Source organism: Bartonella sp. M0192 (assembly GCF_016102305.1).
Classification (GTDB): domain Bacteria; phylum Pseudomonadota; class Alphaproteobacteria; order Rhizobiales; family Rhizobiaceae; genus Bartonella; species Bartonella apihabitans.
Window position 1 is genome coordinate 1,503,167 of the sequence record NZ_JACFOU010000001.1, and the last position, 22,730, is coordinate 1,525,896.

The window sequence follows — 22,730 nt, forward strand, 5'->3', positions numbered from 1 at the left end:
CGGGAATATCGTTCCCAAATCCCTTGGGTGAGGGGGGCTCTTTTGACGAGTATTTGTCTTGATTGTGTCTTTGAGACCGTATCTGCTGTTGGTTGACCGGCATAGCAGTCTGTTTGTCGCCAGAACTGTCGGTTTTTTCGCCATTGGCCTTTGTCTGTTTTTTCCGGCGTTTAGGTTCGGGGGTTTCGGTCTGCTTTCCACTCGCGGGAGATTTTGACTCCGATGATTTCGTACGTTTCTGATCGGAGTCTTTACCGTTTTCTTCCGGAACCAGAGAAGATAAGTCGCCATCATACCATTCGATTTTTTGATCGCTCATCTTTTCTATGGCGTCGACATATTTTTTGTCGGCCTTTGTAACAATGGTGAAAGCTTTACCGGATTTTCCGGCACGTCCTGTGCGACCGATACGATGAACGTAATCTTCTGCATGTATTGGAACGTCATAGTTGAACACGTGACTGACGTCAGGAATATCAAGCCCGCGGGCTGCGACATCAGATGCTACCAATAAAGCAATTTTCCCATCTTTGAAGTTTGCCAGCATAGACATGCGCGAACGTTGGTCCATATCTCCATGAAGAGCACCAACACTGAATTCATGCCGAACGAGAGAGCGGAAAAGTTCTGAAATGTCTTTTTTACGGTTACAGAAGATAATCGCGTTTTTTAATTCATCACCTTCATTATGGATAAGATCACGCAAAACTGCTCGTTTTTCCCATGGTTTGCGACCGGAAGCGACGAGCTTTTGTGTAATCGTCTCGGCGGTAGAAGACGCTTTCGCGATTTCGATACGAACAGGTGTATGTAGAAATTGTTCGGTCAATTTTGTAATTTCCGGTGCCATTGTAGCCGAAAAGAACAAAGTTTGGCGGGTAAAGGGAATAAGTTTGCAAATACGTTCGATATCCGGAATAAAGCCCATATCAAGCATACGGTCAGCTTCATCAATAACCAGAATTTCTACACCGGTCAGCAAAAGTTTTCCACGTTCGAAATGGTCTAAAAGCCGCCCTGGCGTCGCAATCAGAACATCTGCACCACGGTCAAGTTTACGGTCCTGATCATCGAATGAAACGCCACCAATGAGTAGCGCTACGCTCAAATGATGATTAATGCCGTATTGATCGAAATTTTCTTTCACCTGCGCTGCAAGTTCACGGGTGGGCTCTAAAATGAGTGTACGTGGCATCCGCGCCCGTGCACGTCCTTTTTCAAGGAGCGTCAACATAGGAAGCACAAAAGAAGCGGTCTTACCTGTTCCCGTTTGTGCAATACCCAATACATCTTCGCGTTTCAAGACATGAGGAATAGCTCCAAGCTGAATTGGAGTAGGTTCTTCATATCCAATAGATTTTACTGCTTTGAGAACCTTTTCTGAAAGGCCCAAATCATTGAAACTGGTCAAAGGCGCTATCACTCTTTCTCTTTTTCGCCTAACTTAGGTGACAATAGTCAAAATGGTTCAACTATTCTACATTATCAACAAACGCGTTAAGGTGCATTGATAAAAAAGTCAACAAAAACGATCGTTTGCAATGCGTTTTAACGTGTATTCTTCTCAATAACGAAATTGTTCGGATAATATACGTTCGTCCCATGAATGGTTGGAATCAAATAAAATTGACGCTTTTACACCCTTTGCCAGAGAAATAACCACCGAACTGACCGACTTTACTTCTACATTGTCAGCGGCAGCATTAACCGGCCGTTTATCTAGTTCAAGCATATCAAAACGGACTGTGACAGAATTTGGTAAAAGTGCGCCGTGCCATCTGCGCGGACGAAACGGGCTAACAGGCGTTAGCGCGAGCAATGGAGCAAGTAATGGTAAAATTGGTCCCTGAGCAGAAAGATTATAAGCTGTCGATCCCGCTGGTGTTGCAACCATCACGCCGTCGCAATTGAGCTCGTCCATACGGATTTTGCCATCAATGCTGATTTTTATTTTCGCAGCTTGGTAAGATTGGCGAAATAAAGATACTTCATTGATTGCCAATGCTTCAACATGGCCTTCGGAGCTGGAATCAGCAATCATTCTGAGCGGCTTTATATCTTCTTTATGTGCTTTCGAAATCCGTTGCGGCAAATTGGCTATTCGATATTCATTCATAAGAAATCCGACAGAACCGCGATTCATTCCATAAATAGGCTTTCCGGAATTCATGAAATTGCGCAGAACTTCCAACATTGTCCCGTCGCCGCCCAAAACAACAATGACATCAGCATCATCCACGCTCGATTGACCGTAACGCTCTTCCAACGCTTGAAGAGAGTTGCGCGCCTGTTCGGTTTTAGACGCGATAAAATGAAATCGCTCTATAGGTTTTTCCATCAAGTTTGCTCGTTTTTTCAAGTAAATGAATTGGATGTGCTCGTGCCCAATTTTTTTATCGACCAAAGCATCCAATATCTCATCTGATACGATATCTAATCTGACACGACAGCTTTTTCAACAATACACAAATTTTGCTGACAAAGTTCGAGAATAATGGCAAGTTTTAGTGATTGCTTGTTCGTGCAAATTAACCATTGAATAGTTGGCGGCTCGTTTAGTGAAAGGTATCGCTTATGAAAACGAAATTGTTCTTGGCCCTTCCTCTCGTATTTATAACTTTTTCATTTGCCCATGCTGAACCGGCGTTGAAAGGATGTGCTGCTAAAAAACATAGTATTGAAACGCAGCTTGATTATGCCCGTGAATACAACAATAGCTACCAAATAAACGGGTTGGAAAAAGCGCTGAAGGATGTTTCTGAAAATTGCACTGACGAGAAACTGAGAGCAGAACGGAAAGCCAAAATATCCGAAAAAATGAGAAAAGTCTCTGAAAGGGAGGCCGAACTCAACAATGCGAAAGCACAGGGTAAGCAGAAAAAAATAACAAAGAAAATGGAAAAACTGGAAAAGGCAAAACAGGAGTTGAAAGAGGCGCAAGACGAATTGAATCGATAATCAAATAAGTTTTGTTTTGCGATTTTTTTCACCCGTCAACGACAGTTAAAACCTGAAACATCTGAACTCACGTTCAGGTTAGAAACTTCTTTGTTTTTCAAATCCCGAAATAGATAGATAACCAGTTTTTGAGGGCAGGGGAGACTATTTAGAAATGTATTGTTTCTACACGATTTATGCGAAGTGAGCTATCCAATGTATATGCTGTAAAACTTTCAATTCGCGGGCGTAAATGACAATTTCAACGGGATTTTTTGATCACTCGGCGAAGCTCATTTCAAAGGCTTTCCTTATCAGAAGATATTTTTAGGAGCTTTTTGGAAAAAAAGCCGCGAGAAGGAATAAATACCATTATTATATTATTTCCAACCAAAACTTGTTCGTGAAGTTGATATTGATCTCAAGTTCAAGCAGATAACAGCTTTTTAAAACCACTTCATAATCAGCCCGAAAACCGTTATCGGCAACATCTTTGCATTCAAAAAGGGGAGGTATGTTGCACCGATCTGTTGCAATGATAACCCCTCGGCTCTGTCTCACTCAATTCGAAGGGCTCTTGAGCGGATAATTCAATAGTTTCGCAGGCTTCCCGGGATGTTTGTTTTCGTTATTTTTAATATTTTTCAACTTATTGACATAGAGAACGTTTTTCACCATTGAACCATTCACTATGATCGGCTAGAAAAACGTCGAACAAATCCGATTTTGGCAAAACAATATTGGGTTTTGCACCCGTAGCTCAGCTGGATAGAGCGCTGCCCTCCGAAGGCAGAGGTCAAGAGTTCGAATCTCTTCGGGTGCGCCATTTCCTCGTTTCAATTTGTTTTAAAGTTGAAAGACGATTTTCAATCATCCCCTATTTATGGCTAAAATTGCTAAGAACCGAATTTGAACGGATAGAGGTTCTAACAAGCCGCTATGTTGAATAACAAGGTCGAAGAACATTCTCTCGGGATTTTCTGATGGAAAAACAACTCGGGAAAAACATATTTATGAATCATGAGAGCTGCCTTACTTTGAATGTTTGTTTTGTCGCAACACCCAAAGAGGGCAACTCCCGCTTTGAAAAAGTCCAAATCGTCAGATCTTGTCTAAACTTTTACAAATAATGATGACAGTCGTGTTTACCTGATATTATCTGCTTTTTTTAGAACACTATATTATAACGCCACCGATGAGCGCTTTTACCACTCAAGAAAAGATCGCCACTTGCAAGTGTTTTGCCGCTTTCCCAAAGCTTTCTTGCACGTTCGTTCGTGCCTGGAGCGAGTTGCGATTTGTCAACTTCAAGTTCACTGACTGCGCCTCCCCCCTCTTTTCGCTTAAAAGCGTAGTTGACCTGGTCAAACATCGGATCGTTTAGTTCGTCACCCATATAGATTTGATAATCACCTGAAACCAACTTATCCATAAGGCCGTTACGATCTTCGATTCTACCTTCACGAACACCGATTTTATAATATTCAACTACAATCTCTTTCATTTGATCTTGAGAGAGAGCATAAGGGTTGTCTTCCAAATAATCATATAAATTTTGATATATAACACTTGATAAACTGCGAGACGATGAACCATCTTTTACTTCCGTAATATCAATAGCGTCGCCTATGATTTTTTGTATTTTATCAACAGAAGCCTGATTTTCCCGAGCAACAGCAATCTTAACCTTGTTATCATCTTTGACTTTATTTTGAGATTGCGCATTATTTGCTTTTAAAGCATTTTCAATCAACTTTGATCGAAATTCAGCTTGTGACTTATCCCGAATTTCACCGGCTTGTTTTACAAGTTCTTGAATATTGTTTTTAACGTCAGAGGGATTTGACTTGTTTGAATTGTTGTTCTTTGACGTTATCGATTGAATCAACTGAAGTGCTATTTCTCCACTTCGTCCACTTAATGTAGTAGATGAGATGCTCATGTCGTATCCCCTTAAGAATACTGCAGCCTTTCAAGCTCTCATAGCTATTCCAGCGCTCCCTCACATTCTTCATAAATGTATCATAACGGTACATTAAAAAGATTAATTGTCAATATTAACAATTCTATCAACAGGAAGAAATTTAACGTTTATAATATTAACATTTATTGAGGAGGTGCCAATCACTACTGAAAGAGTTATTTCATTACGATCAACCTTAGGTTTGGAGCGTTGATTATCAGCTATTATATATTCCAAACGTACACTTAAGGCCTTATTCGGAGGGGGACTATAGTTGTTAAGTGTGCAGACATTCCAATTTTGATGAATTTTTGCAGCTCTTCAGCAAGCTTTAGCAATTTGACCTCATGTTTGATAATTTTTCTTCTCGATCATGAGAGTTGCCTTTGTTCGAATGTTTGCATCATCAAAACACGCAAAGCGGTCAACTCTCACTTTGAAAAGTCAAAACTGTCAGATCATGTCTAAACGTTTAAATATCCGGGTACCGGAGTTATTTTCTTAATTCTCAATTTGTTAGACGCAAATGTAAAATATTGATAGGTAAAAAATGAGGTTTTGTTGGTCTAGCCTTTGCCAATCTCTATTGGCTCTCTAATCATGTTTATATGAAGTTGGCTGCTGACAAATGATCCGGCTAGCTGATCAAACCGTTATTACCAAATTCATATCAACTTGAAATTACTTCGGCCATCTCGCAATCTTAAAACAAGCAATGTCTTTTTTGCCGTCTACGGTGCCTTGTGTTTTCCTTTTCAGGCAATCGAAAACGACTTCTGTATAACTATTTAGGTAGATTGGATAACAGCGTTCATAGTGAATAAGCTTGGTCAAGTCTCTGCGCGAGGGGCCAAATCAAAAAGCCTCACAAAGCTTGAAAAATTTCGAGCTATGTGAGGCTGATAATTCAAGTGGAAAAACGATCAAAGTTCTTCAAATTTCGAAAATCAGAAGAAACCTTTTCTTTGCCACCAACCGACGCGTTTCGGTTTTTTATCTTCATTTTCATCCGATGACGTTACGACCGGTTCTGTTGTAACCGTTTCGTTGTTTTCAGCTGTAGTTGTCTTCGCTCTGGCCGTTTTGCGCGAAGATTTTTTTGCCGGTTTTTCTGTTTGGACCTTCACATCATCAATCGCTGTCTCATTTGATTGTGCTTCGGCTTTAGCTTTCCGTGAACGTCTAGCAGTCTTTTTAGCAGGTTTTTCAGTTTCTTGTGCTAACTCGGTTTCTTTCGACGTCACAGCATTTGCAGTTTCATCCGAAATTGTTTCACTTGTTGTTTCTTTCGTTTTTGTCTTCCGTTTGCGTCCGCGAGAAGCAGGTTTTTTATCTTCTTCACTTTCAACACTTGCTTCAACATTCGTTTCGGAAACTACTTTTTCTTCTTCTGCTGAGGTTTTTTTCGTCCGTCTCCTGCGCGTTTTTGTCGGCTTTTTTTGCTCTGTCTTTTGTTCTTCCTTAGAAACTTCCGTTTCCGAAGAAGCTTTTAGCTCCTGCGGCTCTTTTACAGCAACGGGTGTAACCTGAACTGCAACTTCCGTTGCCGAAAAACCAACCGGTTCTGCATGAGGAACTCGGCGTTGGCGTCTTGCAGCAATAACCTCTGCAAGCGCTCTTTCAGCAAAATCTCCTACCGGTTCCGCATAAGGAATTCTGCGACGTTCGAAGTCGCCTTCACGGTAGCGCCTTCCACCGCGACGCCCACGCCGGCGACGACGTTTATTGTCTTCGTCACTGCGTACAACATCATCTTCATTCCGGACGCGTTGATTTTTTCCTTCATTGCGATCGTTCGATTTTCCGCGATTGCGACGTTTGCGCCTTTGGTTATTATCGGTATTGTCACTATCTTTTTCTTCGCTTTCGACCTCGATTGCGGTTTCTTCGACCTCATTGTCATCATCCGCTTCATCGACTGCTGGAAGTTGGGGTACCACGGCAGGCGTTCCTTCGGCAGGTGTACCTTTATATATCGCCAAATTTTGAGCACCAACCTCGTCATCTGCTTCGATATTGATCGTTAGACCAAAACGGTTTTCCAAATCGGATAGAGCTTGTCTTTTATGATTAAGAACATAAAGAGCAGTAGCGACCGATGTACGGACGATAATATTAAAGTGAGGATTGCGCAGAAGATATTCTTCAATCGAGCGGATAACGTGCAGAGCCAAGGACGAATCAGAACGTATATAGCCGGTGCCATTGCAATGCGGGCAGGGCTGCATTGTGCTTTCCAGCACAGATGCCCGAATACGTTGACGGCTCATTTCCATAAGACCAAAATGTGAAATGCGGCCGACCTGGATACGAGCCCGGTCATCTTTCAGGCAATCTTTGAGTTTTTTCTCGACAAGACGATTATTGCGTTTTTCTTCCATATCAATGAAATCAATAACAACGAGTCCTGCGAGGTCGCGCAGTCGCAACTGTCTCGCAACTTCTTCGGCAGCTTCGAGATTCGTTTGGCAAGCCGTTTCCTCGATAGAATGTTCTTTCGTGGAACGACCCGAATTTACGTCAATTGCGACGAGAGCTTCGGTTTGATTGATAACCAGATATCCGCCGGATTTTAGCGTTACTTCCGGTTGCAGCATACCATCAAGTTGTGCTTCAATTCCGTTATGCGCAAAAATTGGAAGCTGTTCACGATATGGTTGAACAGCTTTTGCATGGCTCGGCATTAACATGCGCATGAAATCTTTTGCTTCACGATAGCCTTGTTCGCCCGAAACAAGTATCTCACTGATGTCTTTGTTATAAAGGTCACGGATCGACCGTTTGATAAGGCTACCTTCTTCATAGACAAGACAAGGAGCAACGGATTCAAGCGTCAATGCACGTACATTTTCCCATAGGCGCATCAGATACTCGTAATCGCGTTTGATTTCGGTCTTTGTCCTATTGGCGCCGGCTGTCCGTAAAATGACTCCCATTCCCTTCGGCACGTGAAGATCTTTCACAACCTCCTTGAGACGTTTACGATCTTGCACATTGGTGATTTTGCGGGAAATGCCACCGCCACGTGCCGTATTCGGCATCAAAACCGAATATCGTCCTGCTAAAGAAAGATAGGTGGTCATGGCAGCGCCCTTGTTGCCACGTTCTTCTTTTACAACTTGTACCAGCAGGATTTGGCGGCGTTTGATAACTTCCTGAATTTTATATTGCCGACGCGGGGTGCGCTCGCGGGTTGGCACCTCTTCCAGAGCGTCTTCTGCTCCGACAAGTTCTACACTATCTTCTGTGTCGTCTGCTGTTTGTTCGGTATCGTCGTTTTCTTCACTGGAAACAGAAACTGTCTCGCTTTCATTGCTTGCTTCGGACGAACGACTTTTTTTCCTGTTATTCGCTCTTGAAGCCTTTTCGTTTTCCTGTTCATCCTCATCTTCAACACGGGCAGCTTTTTCTTCTTCTTCAAGAAGCGCTTGGCGGTCAGCAACCGGAATTTGATAATAGTCCGGATGAATTTCAGAAAACGCAAGAAATCCGTGACGATTACCGCCATATTCCACGAATGCAGCTTGCAGAGAAGGTTCAACTCGCGTTACGCGAGCCAGATAAATATTTCCTTTTATCAGTTTTTTGTGTTCGGATTCAAAATCGAATTCTTCAATTCTGTTACCACGAACAACAACCACGCGAGTTTCCTCCGGGTGGGAGGCATCGATAAGCATTTTGTTTGACATTATAGAAAATCCTGCAGGCGACACGTATGGAACAACGGATAGAGGCCTTTGAAAAACCTATGAATGCCGATGCATACTGTCTGCCGATGGAAAGAAGATTTGCCAACAAACTATAGTGAGAATGGGCGTGCATATCCCCGCTTGCATGTGCCGCGCTTAAAACTACTTCTACTACCAGTTGTGTTCGACTCATATCCTGCGAGTCTCCGGCAAAACGTTTTTAAAATAGTTCGGGGCAACCGAACCAGCGAAACTTAATCATTACAAACTTGCTCCTTATTCATTGAAAACATAGCGTCAAATGACCTAGGAACAGCTAAAGTTTGTAGACTTTTTGGCTGAAAATGGTTTGAATGAACCGGTTAACCGAAGGTTCATTTATTGTTTTTCCAACCGTTCAAGACATTTACGCTTTTAAGTCGATATCCGGCCGAACACAAGTAACTTTATAAAGTCGTCTACTTTATTTCCTGGAAAAACATGAATTTGGCGGTTCGCGCAGCGGTCGTGTCCACAGATTGAGATGTTATTTTAAGCAAATATTATCTTAAAATCGCCAAAGACCCTGATTATCGTTCGCGCGATTTGCTAGTTTTTATTTAAATGCTTTAAAACAAAGACTGGTAGTAGAGAAACAAGGGCCACGCCACAATGGATCATGCCGGACAACAAGCAAATGGTATTGGCAATATCGGGCAATCAAAATGGCTTGTTTTTATCGTTGCATTTCTCTTAAGTTTTATGAGTTTTCCAGATAAAGGCAATGCTAGCAATGAACAATTGGAACTCGTGAACATTAGAGCGGTAGGAGATCTAACGAGAACACGACTTATTGCGGTATTTTCGGGTAATCCCGACTACTCCTTACAGTTTCTCGATCATCCGAACCGGCTCGTTGTCAATCTTCCAAGAACTGATTTTTCCTCACAAAAACAGCCTCCATTAAAGCTCGGTATGGTTACCGATTTGCGTTACGGAACGTCCGGGCCAAATTCGTCAAGAATTATATTGACGACGAATGCCCCTTTCGTGATCGAAAAAGATAAAATCGAACAACTTGATAGTGGACTTTGGCAATTGGTCATAGACTTGACCAAGGACAATGAGGAGAACTTCAAAAAGTTAATCCAAAAACAGCAAACAGAAAATAATGCGCTGGCACGAGACGATAGAAAAGCGCAACAAAAGCCTTTTCGTGTCGTGATTGATGCCGGTCATGGAGGAATTGATAGCGGGGCGGAAAGTGTCTCGGGCGTGCTTGAAAAAAACGTTACATTGGCGTTTGCACGCACATTACGCGATGAACTGGAAAAAAACGTCAATTTGCAGGTATTTTTAACACGTGATTCCGATATTTTTCTCAGACTTAACGAGCGGGTTCAAAAAGCACGTGATTATGGTGCCGATCTGTTCATTTCCATTCATGCCGATACAATAAATATGACATCGATGCGTGGCGCAACTGTTTATACAATTTCGGACCGTGCATCTGACGATTTGGCAAAAGCTTTGGCAGAAAGAGAGAATAAAGCTGACCTGCTTGACGGTTTACCGGCTGACGAATCTCCCGAGGTGACCGATATTCTGATTGATCTTGCAAGACGGGAGACACTGTCTTTTTCGGTGAATTTTGCCGATCGTGTAGTTTCAAGCCTTTTGGAAGATAATATAAACCTTATAAAAAATCCGCATCGCTATGCCGGTTTTCAGGTTCTAAAAGCCCCCGACATTCCATCGGTTCTTATTGAAATCGGATATTTGTCAAATAAGGATGACGAGAAGCTCATTTCGGATCCCGTTTGGAGAAGACAAGCAGCAAGCGCAATTGCAACAGCTGTGCAACAATTTGCAAATTATAGGACCCGTAACGGGAATAATCCACAGCCATGATAAAAATGCTTGAGAAAAACGGAAGCGATAGTCTTAACTTTGACATTAAAATACTAAATAGTGCATTTAGCCTTGTTTCTAACGAAATTCCAGTGCACACGCATCGTGTTTTACCAATAAAGGTCTCGCATAAAGCGGGTACGGGAGAAAGCGACATCCGGTTATTATGATGAAGTTTTTTAGAATTTTTCTTGCCGCTGGAGTTACTCTCAGTCTGGGCACATATCTAATCGGCTTGGCAAGCGCCGAGAATGAACAGCAAGGCGACGAGCTTCCGGATTATCAGGTGCTTGCCGATTACGAGCCTCCTGTTATGACCCGCGTTCACGCTGCAGATGGTGGCCTCATGGCAGAATTTGCGACGAATCGTCGACTTTATCTGCCAATCCAATCGGTTCCCGATTTAGTGAAATTTGCCTTTATATCTGCTGAAGACAAAAATTTTTACACCCATTTCGGTCTTGATCCGGAAGGGCTTGCACGAGCCTTGGTAAGCAACGTCAAAAATATCGGTTCCGGTCGCAGACCTGAAGGTGCTTCGACAATCACTCAACAGGTCGCAAAAAACTTCCTTTTAAGTTCCGATGCCACGATGGAACGTAAAATCAAGGAAGCCATATTGGCTATGCGCATCGAAAGGGCTTATTCCAAAGACCGTATTCTCGAACTTTATCTGAACGAAATTTATCTGGGACGTGGCGCTTATGGTATTGCCGCTGCTGCACTTACATATTTCAATAAATCGGTGAACGAGCTTACATTGGAAGAATGTGCCTATCTTGCATCTCTTCCAAAGGGGCCGAGCAATTACGATCCTTTCAAACATACCCAGCGTGCTCTCGACCGTAGAAACTGGGTAATTGATCGTATGGTTGAAAATGGCTATGCGACGCAGGCACAAGGCGAGCAGGCAAAACTGAAACCTTTGGGCATCTCGCTGCGTGGTGACGATTCATATATTTTCGCGGCAGACTATTTCACCGAAGAAGTCCGTCGGCAATTGATCAACCGTTATGGTTCAAAAACCCTTTATGAGGGTGGCTTATCCGTTCGCACAACTCTGGATCCGAATTTACAAGTTCAGGCCCGTCGGGCATTGCAGGACGGTCTTGTCAAATACGATCAGAACCATGGTTGGCGCGGAGCATATAAACACATCGACATTTCAGATGATTGGGGCGTCGCTTTGGGAGATGTTAGCGGCTTTAGCGATGTTCCGGAATGGCGTTTGGCTGTTGTTCTTTCCGTTTCTCAGGATAAAGTAAAAATCGGTTTGCAACCAAAGAGAGAAGTATCCGGCGCACTTTCGGCCGAGCGCGACGTGGCCACAATTAACGCAAGCGATATGAAATGGGCTTACCGAATGGTCGGTAAGAACGACCGCCGGTCTTCAGCTTCAAATCCAGGTGGCGTTCTGCAGGTTGGCGATGTGATTTTTGTCGAGAAAAAGCCCGGAAGCGAGGACGGTTATTTGCTCCGGCAACCACCTAAAATTGAAGGTGCAATGGTTGTTATGGAGCCAAGGACAGGACGTGTTCTGGCGATGGTTGGCGGGTTCTCATTTGCTGAGTCCGAGTTCAACCGTGCAACCCAGGCCTATCGGCAACCCGGCTCTTCTTTTAAACCCTTTGTTTATGCCGCAGCTCTTGATAATGGTTATACGCCGGCTTCGGTTGTGCTCGACGGGCCTGTGGAAATCAAACAGCCGAATGGCGAAGTGTGGCGACCAAAGAATTATGGCGGGACATTTGCCGGCCCGTCGACACTACGTTACGGTATCGAACATTCACGTAATTTGATGACAGTCCGGCTGGCAAACGATCTCGGTATGCCGATTGTGTCGGAATATGCGGAACGTTTCGGAATTTATGACAAATTGCAACCTTACCTTCCTATGGCGTTAGGGGCAGGGGAAACAACGGTATTGCGCATGGTTACCGCTTATTCGGTTATCGCGAATGGCGGCCGCTCCATTTCACCATCCCTTATAGATCGCATCCAAGATCGATATGGAGCGACGATCTATCGGCATGACCAACGTAAATGTGAGGGATGTAATGTAAAAAACTGGGATAACCAACCCGAACCGACATTAATAGATGAGCGGGATCAGGTGCTTGATCCTATGACAGCCTATCAGATTACCTCAATGATGGAAGGTGTGGTTCAACGCGGTACGGCTGCACGCCTTGCATATCTTAATCGCCATATTGCCGGTAAAACCGGAACCACCAACGACTCGAAAGACGCCTGGTTTATGGGCTTTACTCCCAATATCGTCGTTGGTGTGTTTATCGGCTATGACCAGCCTTCAACACTCGGATATGGTGGTACCGGAAGTTCTCTTGCAGTTCCCGTATTTGGTGAATTTATGGAGAACGCTATGAAAGGCGTTCCCGACGTTGATTTTAAAATACCGGATGGCATGATGCAAATTGCTATTGATCGGAAAACCGGTATGCGTGCGGAACCCGGAAATAGCAATGTCATTGTTGAAGCCTTCAAACCGGGTACTGGTCCGGCCGATGTTTATCAGGTTATTGGCGGAACGACATCCTTTAAAGAAGGGGTGCCGGTTGCGCCGACGTCTCCTCAAGTCAATAAAGCTATTCAAAGTGGAGCCGACGGCCTTTATTGAAAATTGCCTTTTGACAAAAAAGACATCTTGTGGATATTGCTGCACAATTGTTGTCGAACAAATGACGTTTCGAGCGGAAAGGTTGAATTCGCTATTGTAACGGAGCAATAAGCCCGACAACGAACAACAAAATAAATGATCAGGAAAAAGACATAACAATGCGAGCAGAAATCGAAACTTTGGTTGAAGAAATCAAGCAGGCTATCGGCTTGCTGAGGAGGCATCTTTGACTGGGATCAGTCGGTAAAACGCCTGGAATATCTCAACGAAAAAGCTGAAGATCCCAGTTTGTGGGACGATGCGGCAAAAGCGCAGGAACTTATGCGCGAACGGCAGCGGTTGGACGACGGTATTAATAATCTCAAACATCTGACGCAAACACTGAATGACAACATTGAATTGATCTCCATGGGGGAAGAAGAGGGCGATGACGACATTGTTAGAGATGCCGAATCATCAATACATGCCCTTAAAGGTGAACTTGATAAACGCCAGATCGAAATGTTGTTATCCGGCGAAGTGGATGCCAATGACACTTATCTGGAAATTCATGCTGGTGCTGGTGGTACAGAAAGTCAGGATTGGGCTTCTATGCTCCTTCGCATGTATACCAGATGGGCGGAAAAACACTCAATGAAAGTTGAAGTGCTGGAAGTTCATGATGGCGAAGAAGCAGGGATAAAATCGGCAACCATACTTGTGAAAGGTCATAACGCTTACGGTATGCTTAAAACCGAGTCTGGCGTGCATCGTCTGGTTCGTATTTCTCCATATGATTCCAATGCAAGGCGTCACACGTCCTTTGCTAGCGTCTGGGTCTATCCGGTTATTGATGACAATATCGAAGTGGATGTTTCGGAAGCGGACGTACGCATTGACACATATCGTTCGTCAGGTGCTGGTGGGCAGCACATTAACACGACAGATTCCGCTGTGCGCATCACACACCTGAAAACCGGTATTGTTGTACAGTGTCAAGCCGAACGCTCCCAACATAAAAACCGTGCTACAGCTTGGGCCATGTTAAGAGCACGCCTTTATGAAGAAGAGTTGAAACGTCGTGAAGACGAAGCCAACGCACTTGAAGCATCCAAGACAGAAATCGGTTGGGGCCATCAAATCCGTTCTTATGTTTTACAGCCTTATCAGCTTGTAAAAGATTTGCGCACCGGTGTGGAAAATACCGATCCACAAGCCGTGCTTGATGGTGACCTTGATGAATTCATGGAAGCGGCGCTAGCCCAAAAGATCAAGGGCGGTGTCGAGCATGTTGAAGATGTTACCTGACATCTTCAACGTTAAATTAACATGAATTGAAACGACCCTTTTGGGGTATAATATTATACTTCAATTCGACGAATTTTTATATCGGTTCGCAGATTGAAGTATATTTTTGAACCTGATTTACCTTGCAGGTATCCATCGGATAGCTAACAATTGGCTATAAAGATCATTAAGCCGAGATAAAGCAGCTTATCCACGTGGACCTGTTATTATGGGGTCAATGCCGGCATAAGGTTTTAGGGCAATATTTTCGGTTTTCGGAACCGAAACTTTGGGCATCGCCGGAAGAGATTGATGAAAATAGGGCTTTTTTGCATCTGTTTCTTTTGTCAGTTCTTTTGCTGTTGTAGCAACCGACATTGCTGCAAACAAAACCGACGTTAGAACCAGAATCTTTGCAAAATAGTGCATATTTTCATCTTCCCTGTTCAGTTTTTATTAACACACTAAAAAGTTAACAAAGTCCTAACGATTGTTATTTTCAGGCGATTGTTGTTGCCTTCTCCAATACAGTTTTGGCGTGGCCTGGAACTTTAACTTTCCGCCAGATCTCAGCAATTTTACCGTTTTTGTCGATCAGAAACGTAGAGCGTTCGACGCCCATATATTTGCGTCCATACATCGACTTTTCCACCCATACGCCATATTTCTGAAGCGTCGTTTTTTCCTCGTCGGAGACAAGGATAAGCTGAAGATCGTGTTTGCTTATGAATTTATCGTGCTTTTCAGCCTTGTCCGGTGACATTCCGATAATTGTTACGCCAATTTTGTCGAATTCGGGTCGAAGTTCCGTAAAGTCATGTGCTTCCAGTGTGCAGCCACTGGTATCATCTTTCGGATAGAAATAAAGTACAACAGGATGACCTCGCAATTCGGATAAAGTTTGTGTCTTTCCACTATCGCGAGGCAAATTGAAATCAGGTGCAATATCGCCTTTTTGTAAACCTGCCATTATAATTACCTTTCTTCTGTGGGTAGAACGAAAATTAAATTAGAAACCATAAGAATCAACATTATTCGGTGCTATAAAGAGTCTTACGATATTAATCCTACATCGTAAAATGTGATTGCAGAGATAAATGGGGTTGATTGCAATTTGTCAGATCCACATGAAGAGATTCGCTTTAAAAAAAGCGAGATAAAGAGCCTCGACCAATTTCCGTCAGCACAGGATAGCAATGGCGTGACGGTTGATACACCACGTCGACGCAAAACATTGGCAAGGCGTCTTTTCCATATCGTTTTGTGGGCTATTATTATCGTTATATTATTGTTGGGGCTGATCTTTTCTCTATTGAAAGTAGGCATTAGCGGCAAATATTTGACGCAGAAAATGCAGGCAACGCTTACCCAGCAATTAGGCGATTACGCACGTGTAAAAATTACCGATGCGCGTCTTTCATTGGACGAGGATTATCATCTTGCATTGGAAACACAAAACGTCATGTTGGATGATATCAAGGATGGCGTAAAAGTAGACCAGATCGGGGTTTTTCGCGTTGGCTTTTCCTCATGGGCTCTTCTTATGGGGAAATTGCAGATAGCCCAGATAGAACTTCACGATGCCAACGTCCTTTTGCCGCAAACTGGCGGACCGGGCTTGTTTGAGCAATTACCAAAAGATGAATATGGGCGCATTGACCCCGACGCAACGTCCAAAGCACTGTTTTCGGCTTTCGATAGTGGTGCCGATAAATTGCGTTCAATGTCAATTAATGTACTCGTTTTGAAGAATATTTCGCTTCATATGCCCGGCGATAATGGCGCAATATTGGGAATAAAAGATTTTGACTTGCGCACACGCTGGAGAACAGCCACACTTTTATCTTCTCTGACGTGGAATGGTGAAAAAATTGGCGTTACAGCAAATGCGAACTACGTCAGCAGGCATGCTACCGACATAACGCTCAAGGTCAAATCTTTCCCCCTCCATTTGGGCGCAGCCGATGATGTTTCACCATTTTTACCGAACGGTCACACAAATAATGGGCATTTCAGATTGAAGGGAAAGGCCAATCTCATTGTCGAGGCTCATCGTGTTTCATTAGAGAATGAACCGGTGGTGCGCACATCGCTTGTGATGCCTGATGGGGTTATGGATTTTGGTACAGAACAAAATATTCCTTCAAAAATCGATTTAAATCTGCTGCACACACCTCACAGCGGTAAAATCGAAGTCGAAACGTCATTATTGACAATCGGCGGGTTCACTTTGCCGTTCAACGGTGCATTGGGAATTACACCCAATGATAAAGAAACAGGAAAGCCGGTTAACGATTATCGTTTCGAAATTGTCGCCCAACATGCCGTCAGCGCCTCGAACGAGGTTCCCGATATAGCACTCAGATTCGAGATGAAGCTCGCTGGCCAGTACAATATTGGCGATAAAAAAGTAATGATGGATGAAATAACCATCAATACGCCACATGGTAATATGATGGGGCAGGGTAGTCTCAAATTCGGGAACGGTACCCCCGAAACGATCTTTGTTCTTCGTGTTCCTCAAATGGATGTGGCTGAAGCAAAACAACTTTGGCCTGTCAATCTATCTCCGGGCGCAAGGCGATGGGTTGTTTCCCACATTTTCGGCGGTCAGTTAAAAAACGGTTCTATCGAAATAGCCTTGCCACAAGGATATTTTCAATCGGGAATACCGACGGGAACACTTTCAGGAAATGAAATAAAAATCAGGACTGAAATCCTCAATACCCGTTCTGATCTTGTTGGAGAATTACCGGCTTTGCGGGATGCGTCCGGTAATATCGCCATTGACGGGATGACGACGACTATCAAGCTTGACAAGGGGATAAGCTATTTATCCGACGGACGTAAAATTGAAGCGACGGACGGAACAATGGTTATTCCTTGGGGCCCCCAACGGCCGGTTTATGCCGATATGAACTTGACAGCACGTAGCGAGATTGATGCAGCCGGAGAGATGATTGGCTATGCACCGATCAATGCCCGCCATCGTTTGCCGTTCAACCCTGATCATGCTGAGGGCAATGTAGAAGTTGATCTCGATCTCCGCTTTCCGGTAACGCATGATAATCCACGAGGTGAGATAACTTATAACGCTAATGTCAATTTCAATAATTTTTCTATTCCGGACCCGATTGAAAACAATCTGGTCAGCAATGCTTCCGGTACAGCTAATGTCACGAAATCGGGTATTGTTCTGGAAGCGAATGGCTTGCTCAATGACTTTCCTGCCCAAATCAAGCTTGTACAGCCGTTTGATAACTCGAATTTACAAAAAAGCGAAAAAATTACGCTTAATATTGATGATTCAATTCGGGCAAAACATTTTTCGTTCCTCAATAATTTCCTATCAGGGCCGGTTAATATAGAGGTCGGGCAGGATAATAATGGAAAACGCCATTTTAATGCAGATCTCACCAATGCAGAGCTGGAATTTTCATGGGCAGGCTGGAAAAAAGGCAAAGGCATGGCGGCACGTGCCCAATTTGATATGCCATCAAATATAAAGGATAAACCTGACTATACGATAGAAAATTTCTCTTTATCCGGTCAGAATTTGGATGTAGCTGGTCAAATCCATATCAAGGACAAACAACTGGCAAGTGCTGAATTCAACAAAGCCAATTTAAGTCGAAACGACGATTTGGGATTGAAAATTATCAGTTCCGGAAAAACCTATCATATAGAGGCAACCGGAAAAAGTTACGATGGACGCGCCCTGATCCAGCAATTGGGAAAAACACAAAATTCGAATTCCAATGATAAAACGGCTATATCATTGAGTGCATCAATAGGAAGCCTTGCAGGTTTCTATGGGGAAGAGCTTGATAACGTTAAGGCAACTTACGAAATAACCGAGCAAAAAGCTGTGCAGTTTTCATTAACCGGAACGACGCATAGTCGCAGATCTGTCAATGTCGAGACGCAGAAAAGTCAAGGGAGACAAACGATCTCGGCAAGAAGCAATGATGCCGGAGCGTTGATGCGATTTATGAATTATTATGACAAAATTCGCGGTGGTGATCTGAAGGCCGATTTAACGTCATCTTCCGGCCAACCATTATCCGGTCGCGTCAGCATCAGGAACTTTGCGGTGGTTGACGAACCCAGATTGGCTGCGATTGTCTCCTCACGACCAAGTGGCGGTGGTAAAAGTTTGAATGAAGCCGTAAGAGGTAAAATTAACAGTTCGAGTATCGGTTTTGATCTTGCTTATGCCCATATTGCAAAGGGTGATAATTATCTAGTTCTTGATAAAGGTGTCCTGAGAGGACCGACAGTTGGTGCGACTTTTCAGGGGGTACTTTACGATGTCGCGGGAAATATGTCGATCACCGGTACTTTTATGCCGGCCTATGGTCTGAACCGTTTGTTCGGAGATCTGCCGATCATAGGGCAAGTGTTAGGAAATGGCCGCGACCGTGGATTGATCGGAATTACTTTTAAGATTGAAGGCAAGGCGAAGCATCCGCAAGTTATGGTCAATCCGATTTCGGTGATCGCGCCCGGTATTTTCAGGTCGATATTCGAATTCCAATAAGCCTTTTAATTGAAGAGAGAGAATGCGTTATCAGCGTGTTTTGGTAACGGAGTGGCCTGTTTCCGGTTTTTAATGTTGCTCGACGAACCGGATTGAAGCAGAGAAAAACGGATTTTAATGCTGCCACATCAATCACATTAACAATGTGAATTATAACTGTTGGCACATACTGTAAGCTCTGAAGAGACCAATTCCATAATTCACCTTCTCATATCCGGATTATAGAGCTGTTTTGAAATGCTTTATCAAGAACGCCTGCAGTTTATTGCAAATGGATCTTTCTATAAAAAATCTTCCGGCAAGATCTGCCGGAAGACCATTATTATGACTGAGCAGAATTATGGCTGAGCGGGAATGCAAAACCATCACATTGGCTTGACGAGAACGTGCTTTTTTTTACCGAACGACAATTTGATGACGCCGTCGGCGTTGACATCATTTTCATTGATTATACGTTTTTCGTCTTCTACAGACGCATCATTCACCCGTATACCACCACCTTGAACATGACGCCGCGCTTCGCCATTTGATTTGGCAAGTCCTGCCTTCACCAACAGGGTAAGTAAGCCAATACCATCTTTAAGCTCGGTTGCCGGAACTTCTATTTTGGGAAGGTCATGACTGACTTCACCTTGTTCGAATGTTTTACGCGCGGTTTCGGCAGCTTTTTCAGCCGCGTCGCGTCCATGGAGCATGGCGGTTATTTCTGTTGCCAATATCTTTTTCACATCGTTGATTTCTGAGCCTTGGAGGGCAGAAAGACGTTTTATTTCGTCCATTGGCAAAGTTGTATAAAGTTTCAAAAAGCGCGAAACGTCAGCGTCTTCCGTATTGCGCCAATATTGCCAAAAATCATAAGGCGAAAGCATGTCGGCATTGAGCCAGAGAGCACCATTAAGCGATTTCCCCATTTTAGCGCCTGACGCTGTCGTCAATAATGGCGAAGTCAAAGCAAAAAGCTGTGGTGTATCCATACGATGGCCAAGATCAATGCCGTTTACGATATTTCCCCATTGATCGGAACCTCCCATCTGCATACGCAAGCCGTAACGTTTGTTGAGTTGAACAAAGTCATAGGCTTGCAAGATCATATAATTGAATTCAAGAAACGATAGCGAATGCTCTCTATCCATGCGCAATTTGACAGAGTCAAAAGAGAGCATCTTGTTTACCGAGAAAAACCGGCCGACATCGCGCAAAAATTCAATATAATTCAAATCCCGAAGCCAGTCGGCATTGTTGACCATAATGGCGTCTGTGGCTCCGTCACCAAATTTGATATAGTTGGAAAAAACTTTTTTAATACCGGCGATATTGGAATCGATTTTGTCGACGGTGAGGAGCTTACGTGCCTCGTCCTTAAATGACGGGTCGCCGATCATACCGGTACCGCCCCCCATGAGTGCGATCGGACGATGGCCGGTCTGTTGCAGCCAGTGAAGCATCATAATCTGGATCAAACTGCCGGCATGAAGGCTTGCGGCCGTTGGATCAAAACCGATATATCCCGTCACGATTTCCTTCGAAAGGAGATCGTCCAGACCTTTTTCGTCGGACATTTGGTGGATAAAACCACGTTCGCTCATCACATTTAGGAAATCGGATTTAAAACCGGACATCGGACTTTTTCCCTGAAAATTTTATATTTGGAAAAGAATATTCAACTGTTTCGTGGGCTTTATCATAGAATATATGTGATTCACAAGGAAACATAGTACGGGAAACAAGCTATGCGCACGCTAAAAACGGCGATCGGCCTCATGAGTGGTACCTCTATGGATGGCATTGATGCCGCATTGATTGAAAGTGATGGCGAAAAAATCGTCAACATCATCGGCCATTCGTCTTGTGAATATGATGTCGCTTTTCATAAAAAATTGAAGTCAACGCTTGATGAAGTGACTAATGTTGTGAAGGCTGATGAGCTTTCAAGATCTGTTTTGAATGTCGGAGACGAGTTGACAATCAAACACGCATTTGCGGTCAATCAATTATTGAAAAAATATTCTATTTCTCCGAACAAGGTGGATTTAATCGGATTCCATGGTCAGACTATACTCCATAAACCCGATATAGGATTAACTATCCAGATAGGCAACGGGGCAATGCTTGCACAACAGTGTGGCATTGATGTTGTTTTCGACCTGAGATCAAACGATATGAAACATGGCGGACAAGGGGCGCCGTTGGTTCCTGTTTATCATCGGGCTTTGGCTTTGAAATTGAGCGATAAACTCGATTTTCCAGTAGCTTTTATTAATATTGGTGGAATCTCCAATTTGACGTTCGTTGGTAAAAATGACGAACTTTATGCTTTTGATTGCGGACCGGGTAACGGTTTGATCGACCAATGGATGTATTTGAAAACCGGAAGCCCGATGGATCGCAATGGTGAAGCCGGTCTACGGGGAACTGTTAAAGAGGAGATTGTTAATTCCTATTCTCGACACCCGTTTTTTAGTCAGAGAAAACCGGGTTCTCTCGATTGGCGTAGTTTTAAACCTTTAACGGATAAAGCTGTTTCTGTTGAAGATGGAGCAGCTTCGCTGAGCTTCGTAACTGCCTATGGAATCGTCAATTCTTTCAGACATTTGCCGACCTATCCAAAAACACTCGTCCTCTCTGGAGGCGGGGCTTATAACAGAGCAATTATAAAGGCATTAGAGGAACTTACGCAAAAATATGGAATCATTACATTAACGGCGCAGTCACTTGGTCTTTCTTCGGATTTCATAGAAGCTGAGGCATGGGCTTATCTTGCGATCAGGTCAATTTATAACTTGCCGATAACATTTCCAACCACGACCGGTTGTCTCTCACCACAATCAGGCGGGCGTCTTGCGCGACACCAGAATAAGACACCGGATCGCAATATAAGCGGAAATTGAATAAAACAAATTTTAAAATTGGGGTAGGCAAGCGGCAAAATTCGCCATTTCGACCGTAATCGAAAGACTGTTTTATCGGATGTTTCAATTAGGAAGTTTCGGATTTTGGTATGGCAATGAAAGTTTTTGTCTGAAACCGATTACGCTCATTAAAAAAGGTCCATGCGGAAACTCTCGCATGAACCTATTTTGGAGGAAAATAGTAGCAAATAGTGAAAAGTTTTATCTTAACCGTTTCATACGAGGCTCGGACAATTCGCCATTAAGGCGCCGGTCAAGATAATTGGCGCAATCATCAATCAGTTCGTCGACTTGACCAGCAAAAAAGTGGTTTGCACCTTCAAGAATTTGCTGGGTTATCGTAATTCCTTTTTGTGTTTTAAGCTTGTCCACGAGGCCCTGAACGTCTTTTACCGGAGCAACACGATCAGCGTCGCCATGAATGATGAGGCCCGACGAAGGGCAGGGCGCAAGAAAAGAAAAATCATATATATTGGGCTGGGGAGCAACCGATATAAATCCTTCGATTTCAGGTCGACGCATCAAAAGCTGCATGCCGATCCATGCGCCGAAAGAATAACCGGCCACCCAACAATTTTTCGAATCCGGATGTAGTGCCTGTACCCAATCGAGTGCTGCTGCAGCATCGGACAACTCACCGGCTCCATGATCGAATTCACCTTGACTGCGTCCGATACTGCGGAAGTTGAAACGCAATGTAGTAAATCCGCGTTGCTGGAACATATAGAAAAGATCATAAACGATCTTGTTATTCATCGTACCGCCAAATTGGGGATGTGGATGGAGAATAATGGCTATAGGAGCATTTTTTTCCGGCGAGGGTTGATAACGGCCTTCAAGGCGACCCGCAGGACCATTGAAAATGACTTCAGGCATCAAGTACTCCTTACTTCATCAG

General features: G+C 43.7%; 13 protein-coding genes, 1 tRNA gene and 1 pseudogene. 7 read left to right on the forward strand and 8 right to left on the reverse strand.

Translation table 11 applies throughout. The features are described 5' to 3' along the window. Positions 1–267: 267 nt before the first annotated feature. Both H3S82_RS06615 and H3S82_RS06620 read right to left on the reverse strand, forming a co-directional pair. Positions 268–1,411 (reverse strand): annotated as a pseudogene (locus H3S82_RS06615) (DEAD/DEAH box helicase); the annotation flags it as partial. A gap of 153 nt (positions 1,412–1,564) precedes the next feature. Continuing rightward, positions 1,565–2,389, reverse strand: a complete 825-nt coding sequence (locus tag H3S82_RS06620; protein ID WP_198225748.1) for an NAD kinase — start codon at positions 2,387–2,389, stop codon at positions 1,565–1,567. A gap of 185 nt (positions 2,390–2,574) precedes the next feature. Between H3S82_RS06620 and H3S82_RS06625 the strand changes: the two genes are divergently transcribed. Both H3S82_RS06625 and H3S82_RS06630 read left to right on the forward strand, forming a co-directional pair. Next, complete coding sequence (locus H3S82_RS06625) at positions 2,575–2,958, forward strand: DUF1090 domain-containing protein (protein WP_198232100.1); 384 nt, start codon at positions 2,575–2,577, stop codon at positions 2,956–2,958. Between the two features lie 728 nt (positions 2,959–3,686). Beyond that, positions 3,687–3,763, forward strand: a tRNA-Arg gene (locus H3S82_RS06630). A gap of 342 nt (positions 3,764–4,105) precedes the next feature. On the opposite strand, the gene H3S82_RS06635 is transcribed toward H3S82_RS06630, so the two are convergent. Both H3S82_RS06635 and H3S82_RS06640 read right to left on the reverse strand, forming a co-directional pair. After that, entirely contained in the window at positions 4,106–4,879 is a 774-nt protein-coding gene (locus tag H3S82_RS06635) for a hypothetical protein (RefSeq protein WP_198232099.1), read from the reverse strand. A gap of 968 nt (positions 4,880–5,847) precedes the next feature. Then, on the reverse strand, positions 5,848–8,589 hold the full coding sequence (locus H3S82_RS06640) for an Rne/Rng family ribonuclease (RefSeq protein WP_198232098.1): 2,742 nt from the start codon (positions 8,587–8,589) through the stop codon (positions 5,848–5,850). A gap of 651 nt (positions 8,590–9,240) precedes the next feature. Between H3S82_RS06640 and H3S82_RS06645 the strand changes: the two genes are divergently transcribed. From H3S82_RS06645 to prfB, 3 genes are all read left to right on the forward strand, one after another. Next, positions 9,241–10,479, forward strand: a complete 1,239-nt coding sequence (locus tag H3S82_RS06645; RefSeq protein WP_198232097.1) for an N-acetylmuramoyl-L-alanine amidase — start codon at positions 9,241–9,243, stop codon at positions 10,477–10,479. A gap of 166 nt (positions 10,480–10,645) precedes the next feature. Further along, positions 10,646–13,117 (forward strand): penicillin-binding protein 1A, encoded by a 2,472-nt coding sequence (locus tag H3S82_RS06650; RefSeq protein WP_198232096.1) that lies wholly within the window; start codon positions 10,646–10,648, stop codon positions 13,115–13,117. Positions 13,118–13,275: 158 nt separating this feature from the next. Beyond that, a protein-coding gene (prfB, locus tag H3S82_RS06655) for a peptide chain release factor 2 (RefSeq protein ID WP_198232095.1) occupies positions 13,276–14,404 on the forward strand; the annotation gives its coding sequence in 2 pieces (ribosomal slippage) (positions 13,276–13,344 and positions 13,346–14,404; 1,128 coding nt in all). Positions 14,405–14,590: 186 nt separating this feature from the next. On the opposite strand, the gene H3S82_RS06660 is transcribed toward prfB, so the two are convergent. Continuing rightward, complete coding sequence (locus H3S82_RS06660) at positions 14,591–14,812, reverse strand: hypothetical protein (RefSeq protein WP_078039477.1); 222 nt, start codon at positions 14,810–14,812, stop codon at positions 14,591–14,593. A 70-nt stretch (positions 14,813–14,882) separates the two neighbouring features. Then, complete coding sequence (gene bcp, locus H3S82_RS06665; protein WP_198232094.1) at positions 14,883–15,353, reverse strand: thioredoxin-dependent thiol peroxidase; 471 nt, start codon at positions 15,351–15,353, stop codon at positions 14,883–14,885. A 144-nt stretch (positions 15,354–15,497) separates the two neighbouring features. On the opposite strand from bcp, the gene H3S82_RS06670 reads away from it, so the two are divergent. Beyond that, entirely contained in the window at positions 15,498–18,923 is a 3,426-nt protein-coding gene (locus tag H3S82_RS06670; protein WP_198232093.1) for a DUF3971 domain-containing protein, read from the forward strand. A gap of 365 nt (positions 18,924–19,288) precedes the next feature. Here H3S82_RS06670 and tyrS read toward each other — a convergent pair whose 3' ends face one another. After that, positions 19,289–20,542: a tyrosine--tRNA ligase gene (gene tyrS, locus H3S82_RS06675; RefSeq protein WP_198224671.1), complete on the reverse strand. Its 1,254-nt coding sequence runs from the start codon at positions 20,540–20,542 to the stop codon at positions 19,289–19,291. Positions 20,543–20,653: 111 nt separating this feature from the next. Here tyrS and H3S82_RS06680 point away from each other — a divergent pair, with 111 nt between their 5' ends. After that, a complete protein-coding gene (locus H3S82_RS06680) occupies positions 20,654–21,811 on the forward strand; it encodes an anhydro-N-acetylmuramic acid kinase (RefSeq protein ID WP_198232092.1) in 1,158 nt (385 codons plus the stop codon). Between the two features lie 222 nt (positions 21,812–22,033). On the opposite strand, the gene H3S82_RS06685 is transcribed toward H3S82_RS06680, so the two are convergent. Continuing rightward, complete coding sequence (locus H3S82_RS06685; RefSeq protein ID WP_077971403.1) at positions 22,034–22,708, reverse strand: alpha/beta hydrolase; 675 nt, start codon at positions 22,706–22,708, stop codon at positions 22,034–22,036. Between the last annotated feature and the right edge of the window lie 22 nt (positions 22,709–22,730).